18 protein-coding genes and 2 riboswitches are annotated in these 17,403 nt (G+C 67.9%); of the genes, 15 read left to right on the top strand and 3 right to left on the bottom strand.

The window, feature by feature from the left end:
- Window positions 1–6 precede the first annotated feature (6 nt).
- The gene (gene cobO, locus I6F24_RS00515; protein ID WP_225149787.1) at window positions 7–642 is read right to left on the bottom strand and encodes a cob(I)yrinic acid a,c-diamide adenosyltransferase; all 636 of its coding nucleotides are present in this window, start codon (window positions 640–642) and stop codon (window positions 7–9) included.
- 40 nt (window positions 643–682) lie between these two features.
- A riboswitch (cobalamin riboswitch) is annotated at window positions 683–905 on the top strand.
- Window positions 906–998: 93 nt separating this feature from the next.
- Here cobO and I6F24_RS00510 point away from each other — a divergent pair.
- Genes I6F24_RS00510 through cobJ form a run of 7 tightly spaced genes read left to right on the top strand, consistent with a single transcriptional unit; the run spans window position 999 to window position 8,918 of the window.
- Window positions 999–1,373: a DUF1636 domain-containing protein gene (locus tag I6F24_RS00510; RefSeq protein WP_036005458.1), complete on the top strand. Its 375-nt coding sequence runs from the start codon at window positions 999–1,001 to the stop codon at window positions 1,371–1,373.
- Window positions 1,370–2,419 (top strand): cobalamin biosynthesis protein CobW, encoded by a 1,050-nt coding sequence (gene cobW, locus I6F24_RS00505; RefSeq protein WP_225149786.1) that lies wholly within the window; start codon window positions 1,370–1,372, stop codon window positions 2,417–2,419. The genes I6F24_RS00510 and cobW overlap by 4 nt, the downstream gene beginning before the upstream one ends.
- Window positions 2,419–5,664, top strand: a complete 3,246-nt coding sequence (cobN, locus tag I6F24_RS00500) for a cobaltochelatase subunit CobN (protein ID WP_225149785.1) — start codon at window positions 2,419–2,421, stop codon at window positions 5,662–5,664. The genes cobW and cobN overlap by 1 nt, the downstream gene beginning before the upstream one ends.
- Entirely contained in the window at window positions 5,661–6,824 is a 1,164-nt protein-coding gene (cobG, locus tag I6F24_RS00495) for a precorrin-3B synthase (protein WP_036023522.1), read from the top strand. The genes cobN and cobG overlap by 4 nt, the downstream gene beginning before the upstream one ends.
- A complete protein-coding gene (locus I6F24_RS00490; protein ID WP_036005374.1) occupies window positions 6,824–7,453 on the top strand; it encodes a precorrin-8X methylmutase in 630 nt (209 codons plus the stop codon). Before cobG ends, I6F24_RS00490 begins: the two co-directional genes overlap by 1 nt.
- A gap of 2 nt (window positions 7,454–7,455) precedes the next feature.
- A complete protein-coding gene (locus tag I6F24_RS00485; RefSeq protein WP_036023524.1) occupies window positions 7,456–8,187 on the top strand; it encodes a precorrin-2 C(20)-methyltransferase in 732 nt (243 codons plus the stop codon).
- Window positions 8,184–8,918, top strand: coding sequence for a precorrin-3B C(17)-methyltransferase (cobJ, locus tag I6F24_RS00480; RefSeq protein ID WP_225149784.1), 735 nt, complete (start codon window positions 8,184–8,186; stop codon window positions 8,916–8,918). The genes I6F24_RS00485 and cobJ overlap by 4 nt, the downstream gene beginning before the upstream one ends.
- Here the strand turns inward: cobJ and I6F24_RS00475 are convergent.
- Entirely contained in the window at window positions 8,894–9,640 is a 747-nt protein-coding gene (locus I6F24_RS00475; protein WP_225149783.1) for a cobalt-precorrin-6A reductase, read from the bottom strand. The genes cobJ and I6F24_RS00475 overlap by 25 nt on opposite strands.
- Here I6F24_RS00475 and cbiE point away from each other — a divergent pair.
- The 8 genes from cbiE to cobT all read left to right on the top strand — a co-directional run bounded on the left by cbiE (window position 9,639) and on the right by cobT (window position 16,834).
- Window positions 9,639–10,820 carry a precorrin-6y C5,15-methyltransferase (decarboxylating) subunit CbiE gene (gene cbiE, locus I6F24_RS00470; protein ID WP_225149782.1) on the top strand — a complete coding sequence of 394 codons (1,182 nt, stop codon included), beginning with the start codon at window positions 9,639–9,641 and terminating at the stop codon, window positions 10,818–10,820. The two genes, I6F24_RS00475 and cbiE, sit on opposite strands and share 2 nt — an antisense overlap.
- The gene (locus tag I6F24_RS00465; protein WP_192893258.1) at window positions 10,817–11,185 is read left to right on the top strand and encodes a cobalamin biosynthesis protein; all 369 of its coding nucleotides are present in this window, start codon (window positions 10,817–10,819) and stop codon (window positions 11,183–11,185) included. Before cbiE ends, I6F24_RS00465 begins: the two co-directional genes overlap by 4 nt.
- A complete protein-coding gene (gene cobM, locus I6F24_RS00460; protein WP_225149781.1) occupies window positions 11,182–11,964 on the top strand; it encodes a precorrin-4 C(11)-methyltransferase in 783 nt (260 codons plus the stop codon). Before I6F24_RS00465 ends, cobM begins: the two co-directional genes overlap by 4 nt.
- The gene (locus I6F24_RS00455; protein ID WP_109144286.1) at window positions 11,964–13,274 is read left to right on the top strand and encodes a cobyrinate a,c-diamide synthase; all 1,311 of its coding nucleotides are present in this window, start codon (window positions 11,964–11,966) and stop codon (window positions 13,272–13,274) included. The genes cobM and I6F24_RS00455 overlap by 1 nt, the downstream gene beginning before the upstream one ends.
- On the top strand, window positions 13,271–14,002 hold the full coding sequence (gene cobA / locus I6F24_RS00450) for a uroporphyrinogen-III C-methyltransferase (RefSeq protein WP_225149780.1): 732 nt from the start codon (window positions 13,271–13,273) through the stop codon (window positions 14,000–14,002). Before I6F24_RS00455 ends, cobA begins: the two co-directional genes overlap by 4 nt.
- A gap of 45 nt (window positions 14,003–14,047) precedes the next feature.
- A riboswitch (cobalamin riboswitch) is annotated at window positions 14,048–14,267 on the top strand.
- Between the two features lie 36 nt (window positions 14,268–14,303).
- Window positions 14,304–14,981, top strand: coding sequence for an energy-coupling factor ABC transporter permease (locus tag I6F24_RS00445; RefSeq protein ID WP_225111828.1), 678 nt, complete (start codon window positions 14,304–14,306; stop codon window positions 14,979–14,981).
- Window positions 14,982–15,026: 45 nt separating this feature from the next.
- Complete coding sequence (cobF, locus tag I6F24_RS00440; protein ID WP_225141387.1) at window positions 15,027–15,776, top strand: precorrin-6A synthase (deacetylating); 750 nt, start codon at window positions 15,027–15,029, stop codon at window positions 15,774–15,776.
- 5 nt (window positions 15,777–15,781) lie between these two features.
- A complete protein-coding gene (cobT, locus tag I6F24_RS00435) occupies window positions 15,782–16,834 on the top strand; it encodes a nicotinate-nucleotide--dimethylbenzimidazole phosphoribosyltransferase (RefSeq protein ID WP_225149779.1) in 1,053 nt (350 codons plus the stop codon).
- Here cobT and I6F24_RS00430 read toward each other — a convergent pair.
- Window positions 16,827–17,399, bottom strand: coding sequence for a histidine phosphatase family protein (locus I6F24_RS00430; protein WP_225149778.1), 573 nt, complete (start codon window positions 17,397–17,399; stop codon window positions 16,827–16,829). The genes cobT and I6F24_RS00430 overlap by 8 nt on opposite strands.
- Window positions 17,400–17,403: the final 4 nt, after the last annotated feature.

The following is a 17,403-nucleotide window of genomic DNA, read 5'->3' as shown; positions in this document are numbered from 1 at the left end:
GTGCCTTCAAAACTCGACGCCGGCCTGCGCCTTGATGCCGGAACGGAACGGATGCTTGACCAGCGTCATCTCGGTGACGAGGTCGGCGATCTCGATCAGCTCGTCCTTGGCGTTGCGACCGGTGAGCACGACATGCGTCATCGCAGGCTTTTGCGTCGTCAGGAAGTCGACCACCTCCGCGACGTCGAGATAGTCGTAGCGCAGCGCGATGTTGATCTCGTCGAGCACGACCATGCGCAGCCGCTCGTCCAGGATCAGTTCCTTGGCCTTCTCCCAACCGGCGCGCGCTGCGGCGATGTCGCGGGCACGGTCCTGCGTCTCCCAGGTGAAGCCTTCGCCCATCGCGTGGAACTGACAGAGTTCGCCGAAATGGCCGGTGAGTAGGCGCCGTTCGCCGGTATCCCAGGCGCCCTTGATGAATTGCACCACCGCACAAGGAAAGCCATGCGCGACGCAGCGGACGATCATGCCGAAAGCCGAGGAGGATTTGCCCTTGCCGGCGCCGGTATGGACGATGATCAGGCCCTTTTCGCCGCTCTTGGTCGCCATGATCTTGTCGCGAGCGGCCTTCTTCTTCGCCATTTTGGCGGCGTGGCGGGCGTCGGTTTCCTCGGTCGTGTGGGTTTCCGGTTCAGGCGTCATCGGTCCCGGTCCTTCGGCTTGACAAGTGGCGGCCACCGGCAAATGGTGGCCGGGCGTTGGTTCCTGTCCTATGACAGGCGAAGAGGGAATGCGATAGGGTCCGAATCCGCAAAGATTTGGGTCCAAAATGCAGCCGCCCCCGCGACCGTGACCGGAGAGATGCCCGAAGCCACTGATTCCTTTTGGAATCGGGAAGGCGGGGATCGAAGGGCCAAAACCCTGCTCCGCAAGCCGGGAGACCTGCCAGCGCGGACGAGTTTTGGACCGGCGGACGGGGTGTTCCGCGACGGGGAAGCGGGCCTTCAGGAGAATGGTCCGTGCGCCTCATCGCCTCCCGCTGTTATCTGGAAGAGGCGATGACCGTCACACTTCATGTCTGCATCACCTGCCGCGCCGGCCAGACGCTTGGCGAGGGCGAGACGACGCCCGGCAAGCGCCTGCATGGCGCGATTCTCGAGGCCGGCGTGCCCGAGGGCGTCAGCGTGGTTCCCGTCGAATGCCTGTCGGCGTGCAGCCAGGGCTGCTCGGTCGCGCTCAGCGCGCCCGGCCGCTGGTCCTATGTCTATGGCCGCCTCTCCGATGCGAATGCGCAGGACGTGGTCGCAGGTGCTGCGGCCTACGCGGCGGCGCCCGACGGAATCGTGCCCTGGCGCAGCCGTCCCGAAATCTTCCGCAAGCAGTCGCTTGCCCGTATTCCCCCTGTTACCGTCGTGCCGGAGGCCGCTGAATGAACTCGCTCGCAAAAGTCCCGGTTACGGTCGTCACGGGTTTCCTGGGCTCCGGCAAGACGACGCTGATCCAGCATCTGCTCAGCAATGCCGGCGGCAAGAAGCTCGCCGTGCTCGTCAACGAGTTCGGCAGCGAAGGCGTCGACGGCGAGATCCTGAAGTCCTGCGCCGATGCGAATTGCCCGGAGGAGAACATCGTCGAGCTCGCCAATGGCTGCATCTGCTGCACCGTCGCCGACGATTTCATTCCGACCATGGAGCAACTCTTGGCGCGCCCGGTGCGGCCCGATCACATCCTGATCGAGACCTCGGGCCTGGCGCTGCCAAAGCCGCTGCTGAAGGCGTTCGACTGGCCGGAGATCCGCTCGCGCATCACGGTCGACGGCGTGATCGCGCTGGCCGACGCCGAGGCCGTCGCGGCCGGCCGCTTCGCGCCGGATCCGGCTGCGGTGGAAGCGCAGCGCACGGCGGACGACAATCTCGATCACGAAACGCCGCTGTCGGAAGTGTTCGAGGACCAGATCGCCTGCGCCGACATCGTGCTGCTGACCAAGGCCGACCTTGCGGGCGCAGCCGGAATCGAAGCCGCAAAAGCGGCGATCACCGCCGAGATGCCGCGCCGCGTGCCGATGCTGCCGGTCACCGACGGTGCGATCGATGCGCGCGTCATTCTCGGCCTCGGCGCTGCCGCCGAGAATGATCTCGCCGCGCGGCCATCGCATCATGACGGCGAGGAGGAGCACGAGCACGATGATTTTGCCTCGGTCGTGATTGACCTTCCGGAGGTCGCCGACATCGACGCGCTGGTCGCATCGGTCCAGAAACTGGCGCGCGAGCAGAACGTGCTGCGGGCCAAGGGCTACATCGCGGTTGCGGGCAAGCCGATGCGCCTGTTGTTGCAGGCGGTCGGTGAGCGCGTGCGCCATCAGTTCGACAAGCCATGGGGTGTGGCTCAACGGCAGTCCAAGCTCGTTGTGATCGGCGAGCATGGCGATATCGACGAGGCCGCCATCAAGGCAGGACTTGGTCTTTCAGGATCTGGCATCTGATGCACGTCGTCTTCCGCGAGAGCCGCGGTCTCGAGGAGACCGCGACGCCAAGAGACATCGGCCAGGACCCGGCCGATCTCGTGGTGCTCTCGTATTCGGATTCCGATTTGGCCGCGTTTGCGGCCGGCTGGCGCCGCGGTCGGGGCAGCCTGCCGTCGCTGCGGCTGGCCAATCTCGCGGAGCTGCGTCATCCGCTGTCGGTCGACACCTATATCGAACGGACGCTGTCGCAGGCGCGGGGCATAATGGTGCGCCTGATCGGCGGGGAATCCTATTGGGCGTACGGGCTTGCGGCGCTCCAGCAACTCGCGCAAGAGCGCAACATCGTGCTCGCCGTGCTGCCGGCGGACGGCCGCGACGACGCGCGGCTGGATGCGTACTCGACCCTGCCGGTCTCGACGCTGCGGCGGCTCAAGGTGCTCTGCGACTCCGGTGGCCCGGTCGCCGCGCAAGCCGCGATCGCGCAGCTCGCGCTGGCCTCGGGCCTCTATGCCGGCCCGGTCATCGGCGAGATGACCGTGCCCGAGATGGGCTTCTACGATCCCGCGCGCGGTGTCATTGCCGCGCCAGTTGGCGAGGGCAAGCCGCGCGCACTCGTGACGTTCTATCGCTCCTATCTCACGGCCGCCGATACGGGGCCGGTCGACGCCTTGATTGCGGCGCTGCGCGAGAAGGGATTTGACGCCTACGGCGTGTTCGTCACGTCGCTGAAGGCGCCGGGCGTTGCCGACTGGCTGCGCGCGCATCTGGCGCAACATCCTGCGGCGGCGATCGTCAATGCGACGGCGTTCTCGGCCCTTGGCGATGACGGCACGACGCCGTTCGATGCCGCATTCTGTCCGGTGTTCCAGGTCGCGCTCTCGACGGCGCGGCGCGAAGATTGGGCGGAATCACTGCGTGGCCTGTCGCCCGGCGATCTCGCGATGCATGTCGTGCTGCCGGAGGTCGACGGCCGCCTGTTCGCCGGCGTGGTGAGTTTCAAATCGGCCGGTCAGCGCGATCCCGATCTGCAATTCGCGCATCTAGCGCACAGGCCCGACGAAGAGCGCGTCAATGCCGTTGCCACGCGCGTCGCGGCTTGGCGTCGCCTCGCGGAGAAGCCCGCCGGCGAGAAGCGGCTGGCGATCGTGCTCTCGAATTATCCGGGCCGTCCGCATCAGATCGCGCACGCCGTCGGGCTCGACGCGTTGGCGTCGGTCGAGGCTTTGATTTCCGATGTCGCTGAGGTCGGCTTCGACGTTGCGCCGGTTGATGCGCTCGGCGAGACACTGTTGAAGCAGAGTTTGACTTGGGGCGTCGCCGATTATCGAGCGGGGCTGTCGCGCCTGCCGCAATCCTTGCAGGACGATCTCGCGCGCGCCTGGGGCGCGGTGGAAAACGACCCGAGCTGCCGCGATGGTGCGTTCCACTTCGCCGCCATCGCGTGCGGCCGGTCGGTCATCGCGGTTCAGCCCGAGCGCGGCGACGCGGCCTCGCGCGATGCCGATTATCACGATCTCGCCTGCACGCCGCGCCACGCCTATGTCGCGTTCTATCTCTGGCTCCGGCAGCAAGGCTGCGATGCCGTCGTGCATATGGGCGCGCACGGCACGCTGGAATGGCTGCCCGGAAAATCCGTGGCGCTGTCGCAAGCGTGCTGGCCGGAAGCGCTGATCGGCGATCTCCCCGTCATCTATCCCTTCATCGTCAACGATCCCGGCGAGGCCGCGCAGGCCAAGCGGCGCATCGGCGCGGTCACGATCGGCCATCTGCCGCCGCCGCTTGAGACATCCGCGGTGCCGGAGGGCCTGCGCCGGCTCGAACGCCTGCTCGACGAATATTCGACCGCCGATGGTCTCGATCCCGCGCGCCGCCAGCGGCTGATCGCGGCGATCCGTGACGAGGCGCGGGCGGCGGGTCTCGAAGACGATCTCGGCCTCGATGCAATGGCCGCACCGGCCGAAGCCATCCCGCGGATCGACCGCTTCGTCTGCGACCTCAAGGAGAGCCAGTTCGGCGATGGCCTGCACGTGTTCGGCCGCGGTGCCTGCGGCGAAGCGGAGCGCGATGCATTGCGTTCCGTGCTCGCCGGAAAACGCGTTGCCCCCGGGCCGTCGGGCTCTCCGTATCGCGGGCGTCAGGATGTGCTGCCGACAGGGCGCAACCTCTTCGCCGTCGACCCGCGTGCGGTGCCGACGCCGTCGGCGCATGCGCAGGGGATAAAACTCGCCGAAGAGCTGTTGCGCCGTCACTTGCAGGATCGCGGCGACTGGCCGAAGGGCCTCGTGGTGGATCTCTGGGGCTCGGCGACGATGCGCACCGCAGGCGAAGAGTTCGCGATGGCGTTGCATCTGGCCGGCCTCGCGCCGCGCTGGGATCACGCTTCCGGCCGTGTCACCGGTTACGACATCATCGCCCCGGCCGAGCTCGGCCGTCCGCGCATCGACGTCACGCTGCGCGTATCCGGCCTGTTCCGCGATGTCTTCGCAGGGCTGGCGCAATTGTTCGAAGCCGCCGCCGAGGCGCTCGCCGCGCGCGAGGACGAGGGCGATGAGAATCCCTATCGCCAGCGTGCGTCCCGCGTGTTCGCGCCGCGGCCCGGACAATACGGCGTCGGGCTCTCGGCGATCCCGGATGCCTTCACGCCGGAGACGCGCGAGGCCGCAGGCGAAGCGTGGCTGTCGGCATCGTCCTGGGCGTTCTCTGCCGATGGCGCGATGCAGCCGGATCGCGCAGGTATCGAACAGCGTCTCGCGTCCGCCGACGCTTTTGTCCACGTCCAGGACTTGCCCGAAACCGATCTGCTGCTGGCCGCCGATTATGCCGCGCATGAGGCAGGCATCGCCGCGGCAGCCGCGCACCTCGGGGCAGGCGCGCCGTCGCTCTATCACCTCGATGCGACGCGGCCCGGCGAACCACATGCGCGCACGCTGACGGAAGAGATCTCGCGCGTCGTTCGCGCACGGGCGGCCAATCCGGCCTGGATCTCCGGCATGATGCGCCACGGTTTCCGCGGCGCCGCCGAGATCACCGCGACGCTGGAGCACATGGCCGCCTTCGCGCATCTCGCCGGCGCCGTGCCGCCGCATCTGTTCGACCTCTATTACGACGCGACACTCGGCAACGACGACGTCCGCGCCTTCATGGCGCACGAAAATCCGTCCGCACTCGCCGCAATGGAAACCTGCTTCACGCGCCTGCACGAAGCCTCGCTCTGGCGAACGCGCCGCAATTCGATTGCGGCGGCGCTGCGGGAGGCGTCATGAGCACGGCCACGGTCAAGGGTTGGTGTCCGGGCGCGCTGCGCCCGATGCAATCGGGCGACGGGCTCGTGGTGCGCGTGCGCCCGTTCGGTGGGCGCCTTGAAGCGCCGCAAATCTCCGGGCTTGCGGAACTCGCCGAGCGCTTCGGCAATGGTCTGATCGACGTCACGAGCCGGGCCAATCTGCAGATCAGGGGCGTGAATGAGGACGGCCATCGGCCGTTGCTCGATGGTCTTGCGCGATTGGCACTGCTCGATCCCGACGCCGACATCGAAGCCAGGCGCAACATCCTGGTGACGCCATTCTGGAGCAACGGCGACGAAACGCAGTCGCTCGCCGCGGAGCTCGAGGAGGCGCTTGCCGATTCTGGCCTGGCGCTTCCCACCAAGTTCGGCTTCGCCATCGATGACGGGCGGTCGCGTGTTCTCGCTGGCGATTCCGCCGACATCCGCATCGAGCGCGACCGCTCGGGCGGTCTCCTGGTGCGGGCCGATGGCGCCAAGCTCGGTCGTTCCGTTGAACGCGGACAGGCCGTGAGCGCGGCGCTGGCGCTCGCAAGCTGGTTCGTCATCTCCGGCGGTGCAAACGGCGGGCGAGGGCGCATGGCAGCCCACATCGCATCCGGCGCCGAGTTGCCTCAATCCTTGCGCGGCGAGACCGAGCCTGCGCCGGTGATGGCCGCGGTGCGTCCCGGGCACTATCCGCAAGGCGCAATGGTCGGGGTGGCGTTCGGGCAGATGCTGCACGCGACGCTGCATCAATTCTCTGCTTGCGGCCATGCGCTGCGCATGACCCCCTGGCGGATGGTGCTGAGCGAGGGCAAGCGCGAGATGCCGAGCGCGGCGGGGCTCATCACCGAGCCGTTCGATCCGGCGCTGCGCGTCATCGCCTGCAGCGGCGCGCCGCGTTGCCGCGAAGCCCATGCCGATACGCGCGCGCTGGCCGCGGCGCTGGCGCCGCGCATCCCCGCCGACGCGCGGCTCCATGTCTCCGGCTGCGGCAAGGGCTGCGCCCATTCCGGCGCGGCTGCGGTTACCCTGATTGCGACGCGCGCCGGGTTCGATCTCGTCCGCGACGGCTCGACCCGCGACGCGCCGGTCCTGCGCGGGCTGAACGGCGCCGACATCGTCAGCGATCCCTCCATCCTGGTCGGAGGGAACTGATGCCGCACACCTACGAGACCGACGGCGCTGTGATCTACCGGCAATCCTTTGCCACCATCCGGGCCGAGGCCGATCTCGCGCGCTTCACGTCGGACGAGGAGCAGGTGGTGGTGCGGATGATCCATGCCGCCGGGATGGTTGGCCTCGAGGCGCATATCCGCTTCACCCCTGATATGGCGATTGCCGCGCGCGCGGCCTTGCAGAAGGGGGCGCCGATCCTGTGCGACGCGCGCATGGTGTCCGAAGGCATTACGCGGGCAAGACTGCCCGCGGCCAATGCCGTGATCTGCACGCTCGGCGATCCCGCCGTGCCCGCGCTGGCGCAGTCCATGCGCAACACGCGCTCGGCCGCGGCTCTGGAGCTGTGGCGGCCGCATCTTGATGGCGCGATCATCGCGATCGGCAATGCACCGACCGCGCTGTTTCATCTGCTCAACATGCTGGAGGATCGCGACTGCCCGCGGCCGGCTGCGATCATCGGCTGTCCGGTCGGCTTCGTCGGCGCGGCCGAATCCAAGGCCGCGCTGATGGCCGATCCGCCGGCACCGGCGCTCACCGTCGAAGGCCGCCTCGGCGGCTCCGCCATCACGGTTGCTGCCGTGAACGCGCTGGCAAGCCGGAGCGAATAGCCATGGGACGCATCATCTGCTGCGGTCTCGGCCCCGGCGATCCTGATCTGATGAGCGTGCGTGCCGATCGTACGGTGCGGGGCGCCAGCCACGTCGCCTATTTTCGCAAGAAGGGCAGGCCCGGTCAGGCGCGCCGCATCGTCGATGGCATGCTGGCTGCGGGCGTTACCGAATATCCCATGGAATATCCTGTTACGACGGAGATCGCTTTCGACAGCCCCGAATATGTCCAGCTGCTCGCCGGCTTCTACGACGAATGGGCCGAGCGCCTGGCGCGGCTTTCGCGCGCCGTCGACGTCGTCGTGCTCTGCGAGGGCGATCCCTACTTTTACGGATCGTTCATGCATCTGCACACGCGCCTGCAGGGCCGCGTCGAGATCGAGGTGATCGCCGGCATCCCCGGCATGGTCGGTTGCTGGAACGGCGTCGGCCGGCCGATCGCGCTCGGCGACGACGTGACGACGGTGCTGATGGGCACGCTGCCCGAGGCCGAGCTCGAACGCCGCATGCGCGATTCCGATGCACTGGTCGTCATGAAGACCGGCCGCAATCTCGCAAAAGTGCGCCGCGCGCTCAGCTCCGCCGGGCGGCTCGCCGATGCCTGGCTGGTTGAGCGTGGCACCATGCCAGGCGAGCGCGTGGTGCGGCTCGCCGAGATCGATGCGGCCGACTGTCCCTATTTCGCGATCGTGCTCGTGCACGGCAAGGGCCGGCATCTGGATGCCGCCGAATGACAGGCACACTGATCATCGCGGGCCTCGGGCCGGGCAGCGACGCGCTGGTGACGCCGGAAGTTTCCGCCGCGCTTGCGACGGCGACCGACATTCTGGGCTATGCGCCCTATGTCGCGCGCGTGCCGCCGCGGCCTGGGCTCACTCTGCATCCATCCGACAATCGCGAAGAGCTGCAACGCGCGAGCGAAGCCCTGCGGCTTGCCGCCGAAGGCGGTCAGGTCGTCGTCGTCTCTTCTGGCGATCCCGGCGTGTTCGCGATGGCATCCGCCGTGTTCGAGGCGCTCGAGCAGGCGCCGGAATTTCGTGAACTTTCGATCCGTGTGCTGCCCGGCGTCACCGCGATGCTGGCGGCCGCCGCGCGTGCCGGCGCGCCGCTCGGCCATGATTTCTGTGCGATCAACCTCTCCGACAATCTCAAGCCGTGGGCGGTGATCGAGAAGCGCCTGCGCCTCGCGGCGGAAGGCGATTTTGCCATCGCGATGTACAACCCGCGCTCGGCCAGCCGCCCGGAAGGATTCGGCCGTGCGCTGGCGCTGCTTCGCGAGGCCGGCTGCGGCGAGCGTCTCATGATCTTCGCGCGCGCGATCAGCGCGGCCGATGAAAAGATCGAGATCGTGACGCTGAACCAGGCGACGCCCGAGATGGCCGACATGCGCACGCTGGTGATCCTCGGCAACTCGCAGACGCGCCGCGTCGGCCGCTGGGTCTATGCGCCGAGGCGGGCAGAATGACCGAGCCATTGCATCACGTCAGTGACACTCTCGACCCTTTGGCGCTCGGGCAGCTCTGGTCGCGAGATCATGATTACGGGCAGGCCAAGCATGCGCGCCGCGTCGATCTTCGCGCGTGCGCCGTCGCCGCCGGAATTGCGGGCAACGATCCAGGCGATGCCGCGTGTGCGCATCATCGCCAGCTCACTATGAAGCGTGAACGGTCCGCGCGACACGATCACATCGGCCGCGAAGGGCAGGGGCGCGTCGGGCGGGTCGACGAAGCGCAGCGTGTAGGCGTGCTGCGGCTTCGTCGCGAATGGCGCAATGTGCTGGCGGCCGATGGCGAGGAACACGTTTGCCGGGGCGTCGGGCAGCGCGGAGACGGCAGCATTGACATCCGCCACCTCGATCCAGTTGTCGGTGGACGCCTTGATCCAGGGCGCGCGCTCCAGCGCAAGCAACGGCGTGCCCGTCTCGGTGCAAGCCGCAACGGCGTTGCGGCTCATTTCCGCGGCGAAGGGATGCGTTGCATCGATCACATGCGTGATGCCTTCGGCGCGGATGTAATCCGCAAGTCCGCTCACGCCGCCGAAACCGCCGATGCGGGTCGGCAGCGGCTGACCGGCCGGGACTCGCGTGCGGCCGCCATAGGAATAGACGGCGTCGATGCCGGCGCGCGCGATCTCCGCGGCGAGCAGGCTCGCATCGGCCGTTCCGCCCAGAATGAGGGCGCGAATCATGAATGAGCCCTGGCTGACCATCATCGGTATCGGCGAAGATGGCCTTGCCGGGCTGTCGGAGGCAAGCCGAAAGGCGCTTGCCAAGGCCGAAACCGTGTTCGGCGGCGAGCGCCATCTTGCGCTTGCCGAAATTGGCAGCCGCGGTCGTCCATGGCCGGTGCCGTTCGATGCGAATGTCGTGCTGAGCTGTCGCGGCAGGCCGACGGTGGTGCTCGCCTCCGGCGATCCGTTCTGGCATGGCGCTGGCGCAAGCCTCGCCGAGAAGCTCGATAGCGGCGAATGGATCGCGCATCCCGCACCTTCGACCTTCTCGCTTGCGGCCGCGCAGCTGGGCTGGCGACTCGAATCCACCGTCTGCCTCGGGCTTCACGCCGCACCGTTCGAGCGTCTCGGTCCGCATCTGGCGCGAGGGGCGCGCATCATCTGTTTCGTGCGCGATGGGAACGCGGCTGGCGATCTGGCTAGGTGGTTGAGCGAGCGCGGGTGGGGCGCCTCAGCCTTCTGGATGCTCGCCGCCCTCGGTGGCCCGCGCGAAAGCATCACAGAATATCGCGCCGATAGTCTTGCCGATGATCTCGCCGGAAACCTGGTCACCGTCGCCGTCGAGGCGAAGGGCGGACAGGGGATGCCCCGCAGTTCGGGATTATCGGACGACCTCTTCGTTCACGACGGCCAGATCACCAAGCGGCCGGTGCGCGCGCTTGCGCTCTCGGCGCTGGCGCCGCGTGCCGGCGAGCGGCTGTGGGATATCGGCGCTGGTTCAGGCTCGATCTCCGTGGAGTGGGCGCTGGATGGTGGGACGGCGATTGCGGTCGAGGCGCGCGAGGATCGCGTCGCGAACATTCGCAAGAATGCAGCCGCCTTCGGTCTGGCACATCGGATCACAATCGTCACGGGCAGGGCACCGGAAGCTCTTGCCGGGTTGGAAGCGCCGGATGCCGTCTTCATTGGCGGTGGTCTCGACGAAGTGTTATTTGATGCGATCTGGTCGCGGCTCTCGCTCGGAGCGCGGCTCGTCGCACACTCGGTCACGCTGGAAACGGAAGCGTTGCTCAGCGAGCTACATCAGCGCCATGGTGGCGAGCTTATGAGAGCCGAAATTTCTCATGCCGCTCCGCTCGGCCGCTATCGGTCGTGGGAAGCAGCACGCCCCGTGGTGCAGTGGAGTGTGGTCCGATGAAGGTCGCCGGACTCGGCTTCAAGCGCGATGTGACGCTGGCTTCGTTGCGCGAAGCGCTGCTCGCTGCGGGCGGTGCGGAAGGGCTTGCGGCGATGGCAACCGTCAGCGACAAGGCCGATACCGAGGCGCTGAAGCAGCTCGCACGCGAATGCGGCGTGCCGATCAGGGCCGTTCCGGTCGCGACACTGGCCGGCATCGACACGCCCACGCAATCGAAGCTCATCGCGGAGAAATTTGGCACCGGATCTGTAGCCGAGGCTGCTGCGCTCGCGGTCGCCGGTCCGCGCGCGCGGTTGATTGCAGCACGGGTTGTCTCGCAGGATCGCACCGCGACCGCGGCGATTGCCGAAGGAGACGGCCCATGACCGTGCATTTCATCGGCGCCGGGCCGGGCGCGCCCGATCTGCTGACGTTGCGCGGCCGCGACCTGATCGCGGCCAGTCCGGTTTGTCTCTATGCCGGCTCGCTGGTGCCGGAGGGCATGTTGGCGCATTGCCCGCCCGGCGCACGTATCGTCAACACCGCGCCAATGTCGCTCGACGAGATCATCGCCGAGATCGCAGCCGCGCATGCGGCAGGCCTGGATGTCGCGCGGCTGCATTCCGGCGATCTCTCAATCTGGTCGGCGATGGGCGAGCAGCTCCGCCGTTTGCGTGCGCTCGGGATTCCCTACTCGGTGACACCCGGCGTTCCCTCGTTCTCGGCTGCCGCGGCCGCGCTGGAGGCTGAGCTGACGCTGCCCGGTCTTGCTCAGACGGTCGTGCTGACGCGCACGCCGGGCCGTGCCAGCGCGATGCCCGAGGGCGAGAAGCTCGCCGCGTTCGCTGCGACCGGCGCGGTGCTCGCGATCCACCTGTCGATCCATCTGCTCGACCAGGTCGTCGCCGAGCTGACGCCGCATTACGGCGCGGATTGCCCGGTCGCGATCGTCTGGCGCGCGAGCTGGCCGGAGCAGCGCATCGTGCGTGCGACGCTCGCAACGCTCGATGCGTTCGTGGGTGGCGAGATGGAGCGCACGGCGCTGATCCTGGTCGGCAAGACGCTTGGCGCTGCCGATTTTGACGAGAGCCGTCTCTATGCCGCCGATTACGACCGCCGCTACCGGCCCGTCGGTGCCGAGCCGCGCTTTCCGGAGGCGTCGTGATGCCGGCGAGCCTTGTCATCTCCGCGCCGGCCTCCGGCGTCGGCAAGACGACGCTGACGCTGGCGCTCGCCCGCGCCTGGCGCAAGCGCGGCTTGAACGTGCAGTGCTTCAAGAGCGGCCCCGACTATATCGATCCCGCCTTCCACGCCGCGGCCACGGAACGCGCCTCGGTCAACGTCGACAGCTGGGCGATGGATCGCAGCACCATCGCGCATCTCGTCAGCCGTGGCGGCGATGCAGATGTCGTGCTCGCCGAGGGATCGATGGGCCTGTTCGACGGTGTCGCTGCGCGCGGTGTCTCCGGCACGGGAGCGACCGCTGATATCGCGGAGATGCTGGGTTGGCCGGTGGTTCTGGTGATCGATCCCTCCGGCCAGGCGCAGACTGCGGCAGCGATCGCCGGCGGCCTTCGCGATTACCGCGCCGGCGTGCGCCTTGCGGGCGTCGTGCTCAATCGCGTCGCCAGCCCGCGCCATGAGGATCTGGTGCGGCGCGCGCTGAACGAGGCCGGTATCAAAGTGTTCGGCGCGCTGCCGCGCCATGCCGAGATCAGCCTGCCGAAGCGGCATCTCGGTCTCGTGCAGGCCGAGGAGCAGGCCGAGATCGGCAAGCTGATCGACGAGGCCGCGCGCTTTGTCGCCGAGCACGTCGATCTCGATGCGGTGCTCCACTCGGCAGGCCAATGGTCGCCGCAAGCTGTGGCGAACGGCTTGAACGTGAGGCCGCCCGGCCAGCGCATCGCGCTGGCGCGCGATGCGGCGTTCTCGTTCGTCTATCCGCATATGCTGGAAGCCTGGCGCGCGGCGGGCGCCGAGATCGTGCCGTTCTCGCCGCTGGCCGATGAAGCGCCCGATGCGAGCGCCAACGTGTGTTGGCTGCCCGGCGGCTATCCCGAGCTTCATGCAGGAAAGATCGCGGCCAATGCGCGCTTTCGCAGCGGCTTGCGCGCTTTCGCCGAGACGCGGCCGGTGCATGGCGAATGCGGAGGCTATATGGTGCTGGGCGCAGGCCTGACCGACGCCGACGGTATCAGCCATGAGATGGCGGGGCTGCTTGGCCTCGAGACCAGCTTTGCCAAGCGCCGCATGCATCTCGGCTATCGTCTTGCTGAACTGGCTGCGCCGATGCCGGGGCATCAGCCTGGCGCGCGCCTGCGCGGCCACGAGTTCCACTATTCGACGATCCTCGCCCAGCCCGATACGCCGCTCGCGGTCGTGCACGATGCCACCGGCGCGGTCATTGCCGAAACCGGCTCGCGCCGTGGCCATGCCACCGGCACGTTCTTCCATCTGATCGCGGAGGACCGGTGAGCGGTTTTGTCTCTTTCGTTTCCGCCGGTCCGGGCGATCCCGAACTCCTCACGGTGAAGGGCGCCACGCGGCTGCGCGAGGCCGACGTCGTGCTTTATGACGATCTTGCCTCCGGCGCGATCCTCGATCTCGCACGGCCCGGCGCCAATCTCGTTGCGGTGGGAAAGCGGGCCGGGCGTCCTTCGACCAAGCAGCACCACGTCAACCGTCTCCTGGTCGACTATGCCGCAACCGGCGCGCGCGTGGTGCGGCTCAAGTCCGGCGATGCCGGCATTTTCGGCCGGCTGGAGGAGGAGATCGAGACGCTGCGCGAGGCCGGCATCGGCTACGAGATCGTTCCCGGCGTCACCTCCGCCTGTGTCGCCGCCGCCCAGGCCGGCATTCCCCTGACCCGCCGGTATACCTCCCGCCGGGTGCAGTTCATCACCGGCGCTGACGTCACGGGCGAGCTGCCGCCCAATCTGAATTGGGCGGCACTGGCCGACCCCGAGGCCACGACCGTGGTCTATATGGGCCGGCGCACCTTTCCGGCGCTTGCCGCAAAATTGATCGCGCACGGCCTCGCTCCCAGCACTCCGGCGCTGTTCGCCGAATCTCTCGGGCGTCCCGACGAACGGCTGGTCCGCACCACGATTGCCGAGCTCGCCGAGCAGCTTGCGCGCGGCGGCGCCGCTTCCACCGCCGCCGTCATCCTGTTCGGCGCGCTGGCGGGAGAATATCCGGCATGACGGCTCCGGCATCGGTTCGCCCCTTGACGCCCGCGATGCGAAAGGGGCACACAAGAGCGGCATGGTGCTCGACGCGGCGCAAAGCGCCGGAGCATAATCGGGAATGGGGATGGGCGGACCCAGTTGCGGCGCCCAAAACCCCAGCCGCCCCCGCGACTGTAAGCGGTGAGGGCCTCCGAACCGCCACTGGACCGCAAGGTCCGGGAAGGCCGGAGAACCCAGTGAACCGCGAGCCAGGAGACCGGCCGTGCACGTATTGAGGCCAAGGCCGTCGGGTGTGACGGCGGAAAGGAATTGAGCCATGCATATCGAACCCGGGATCGTGACGGGCGCCAAGCTCGTGTTGAGTTACGCAACCGGCATCGCCGCAGGCGGCGTTGCCTTGAAGCTCGCGGTCGAGACCGTGCGCGAGCAGGGCGCCGGCTCGTTCGCGGCGCGGACGCTGGCCACCACCGCTCTCGTCTTCGTCTTCTTCGAGATCCTGCCGCACTTCCCGGTTGGGGTATCAGAGGTGCACTTCATCCTCGGCTCGACCTTGTTCCTGCTCTTTGGTGCTGCGCCCGCCGCCTTCGGCCTTGCATTTGGCCTGCTGCTTCAGGGCATGCTGCTGGAGCCAGTCGATCTGCCGCAATACGGCATGAACGTCACCACGCTGCTAGTGCCGCTGTTCGCGATCCAGGCGATCGCCACGCGGATCATCCCTCGCAACACCGCCTATGTCGATTTGAAATACGGTCAGGCGCTGGCGCTTTCGACGACCTACCAGGCCGGCGTGATCGCATGGGTGGCGTTCTGGGCGCTCTATGGCTCCGGCTTTGCGATGAGCAACCTCGCCAGCGTCGGGACGTTCGCTGCCGCTTATGCGCTGGTGATCGTGATCGAACCGCTCGCCGATCTCGCGGTGCTGGCGCTGGCGAAGTCGCTGCGCGGCGTCACCGCGCCCGGCCTCGTCACCCCGCGCCTGCACAACGCGGCGTAAGAGATCAGCGATGGGCGGCCGGTGTGGCCGCCCATCGCGCTCGCGATGCTCACGCTCTCCCTGATCGGCATCGGTTGCGGCGATCCCGCGCAGCTCACGCGCGCCGCCGTTGACGCCATCAACGCCGCCGATCTCATCCTGATCCCGCGCAAGGGGACTGCGAAATCCGATCTCGCCGATCTCAGGCGAACGATCTGCGCCGGTGTGCTCACCAACAAAACGACGCGCATCGCCGAATTCGATCTTCCCGTGCGCGATGCGACCGAGGCGGACTACCGCAAGGGCGTCGACGATTGGCACGATGCGGTGGCCGCGATTTGGTCGCAGACGATAGCTGGGCATCTCGAAGATGAGGGCAAGGTCGCGCTGCTGATCTGGGGCGATCCTTCGCTCTATGATTCTTCGCTGCGCATTGCGCGGCGGCTCGATCCATTGCCGACAATCGAGGTCGTGCCTGGGATCACCTCGATCCAGGCGCTGTGCGCGGCGCATGCGCTGCCGCTCAACGACATCGGCGAGCCGTTCCTGGTCACGACGGGGCGGCGCTTGCGCGAAGGCGGCTGGCCGCAGGGCGTCGATACCGTCGTCGTGATGCTCGATGGCGGCACGGCGTTCCAATCGCTGGATCCAGAAGGCCTGCAGATCTGGTGGGGTGCCTATCTCGGCATGCCCGATCAGATCATCATGTCCGGCGCGCTGGCTGAACTGGGCGCGCGCATTGCCGCCGTGCGGCAGGACGCACGCGAGCGGCACGGCTGGATCATGGACAGCTACATCATCAAACGCAGGCGTTGAGCAGCATGCTTCCCGAATGGGTTACCCAGAACTGCCCCGAGGTCTCCGCTGTTCATCGCGAGGCGGCCATTGCGCGGCAGGCGCAACTGACGAAGCCGACCGGCGCGCTCGGCCGGCTCGAGCAGCTCGCAATCGAGCTTGCGGGCCTGCAGGCCACCGAGCAACCGCGCGCCGCGCGGGTGCCGATCATCATCTTCGCCGGCGACCACGGCATCGTCGCGCAGGGCGTGTCGGCCTATCCGCAAGCCGTCACCATCGCGATGATGACGAATTTTGCTGCCGGTGGCGCCGCGATCTCGGTGCTGGCGCGCGAGCTGGGTTCGAGCCTCGAGGTGGTCGACGCCGGCACGCTGACCGAGGCGCAGATCGCGGGAATCGTCACCGACAAGCCGCGCAGCGGCACCCGCGATTTCAGTGTCGAGGCCGCGCTCACGCCCACGGAATTGGCCTTCGCCTTCGAGGCCGGGCAGCGCGCGGTGGTGCGCGCCGAGGCCGGCCGGCCTGATCTCTTGATCTTCGGCGAGATGGGGATCGGCAACACCACGACGTCGGCGGCGATTGCTGCGAGCCTGCTCGGTGTGAGTGCCGACGAGATCGCGGGCAGCGGCACCGGCGTCGATGCGTTGGGCCGCGCGCACAAGGTGCGGGTGATCGATGCGGCGATCGCGCATCACGGCGTTGCGGGGGCGTCACCCGAAAAAATCCTGTGCGCCGTCGGCGGCCTCGAGATCGCGGCGATCTCGGGCGCGATCATCGCGGCTGCGCAACGTCGCATCCCCGTGTTGATCGACGGCTTTATCGTCTCGGTGGCGGCGCTGGCAGCAGTGCGCCTCAACCCGTCCTGCCAGCCGTTCCTATTGCCCTCGCATCAATCGGCGGAGCAGGGACATCGGCTGGTGTTGCGCGCGCTGAATGTGCAGCCGCTGATCAGCCTCGATCTCAGGCTCGGCGAGGGGTCGGGGGCGGCGATCGCGCTGCCGCTGGTGCGCTCGGCCTGCGCACTTCACAACGGCATGGCGACGTTCGCGCAGGCCAACGTGCCGGATCGGCCTAGCTGATGCGTTGATTGACCGAGACGACACGCCAGCCGCCCGCGAGCCGGTCGATCCGGGTCAGCGACAGCGGATCTATCACGAAGCGCAGCGCGGCGTCCGGTGTGAGATCGAGCGCGATGCAGAGCGTGGCACGAATGGTGCCGGAATGAACGACCAGCGCCGCGGAGCCTGCGCCAATCTGCGCCAGGCCGAGGCGGACGCGGGCGACCTGATCCGCAAAGCTTTCGCCGTTCGGCGGCCGTCCGTGCGCGGGATCGCGCCAGACCTGCGCGTAGGCCTCGCCGCCGGTCGCGGCGAGCTCGTCATGCCGATGGCCGGTCCAATCGCCGAAATCCTGCTCTCCGAATTCGCTGACCAGCTCCGGTTCGAGTCCCAGGGCGCGCGCCGTCTCGACCGTGCGCCGCGATGGGCTGGCATAGCCGGCGACATCCGCGGGCAAGAGGCGCCTCAGGGCCGCCAATGCAGCGTGATCGCCGAGGTCGGCCCGCGCATCGGCCGCATGGATCGTCCCGGGCACGCCCGCGACGGCCGCATGCCTGATCAACCAGAGGAAGGTCTCGCCTTCCATGCTC

It is taken from the genome of Bradyrhizobium sp. BRP23 (assembly GCF_020194135.1).
Classification (GTDB): domain Bacteria; phylum Pseudomonadota; class Alphaproteobacteria; order Rhizobiales; family Xanthobacteraceae; genus Bradyrhizobium; species Bradyrhizobium yuanmingense.
The sequence above is the reverse complement of the archived record's forward strand: the minus strand, read 5'-3'. Positions and strand labels throughout refer to the sequence as shown.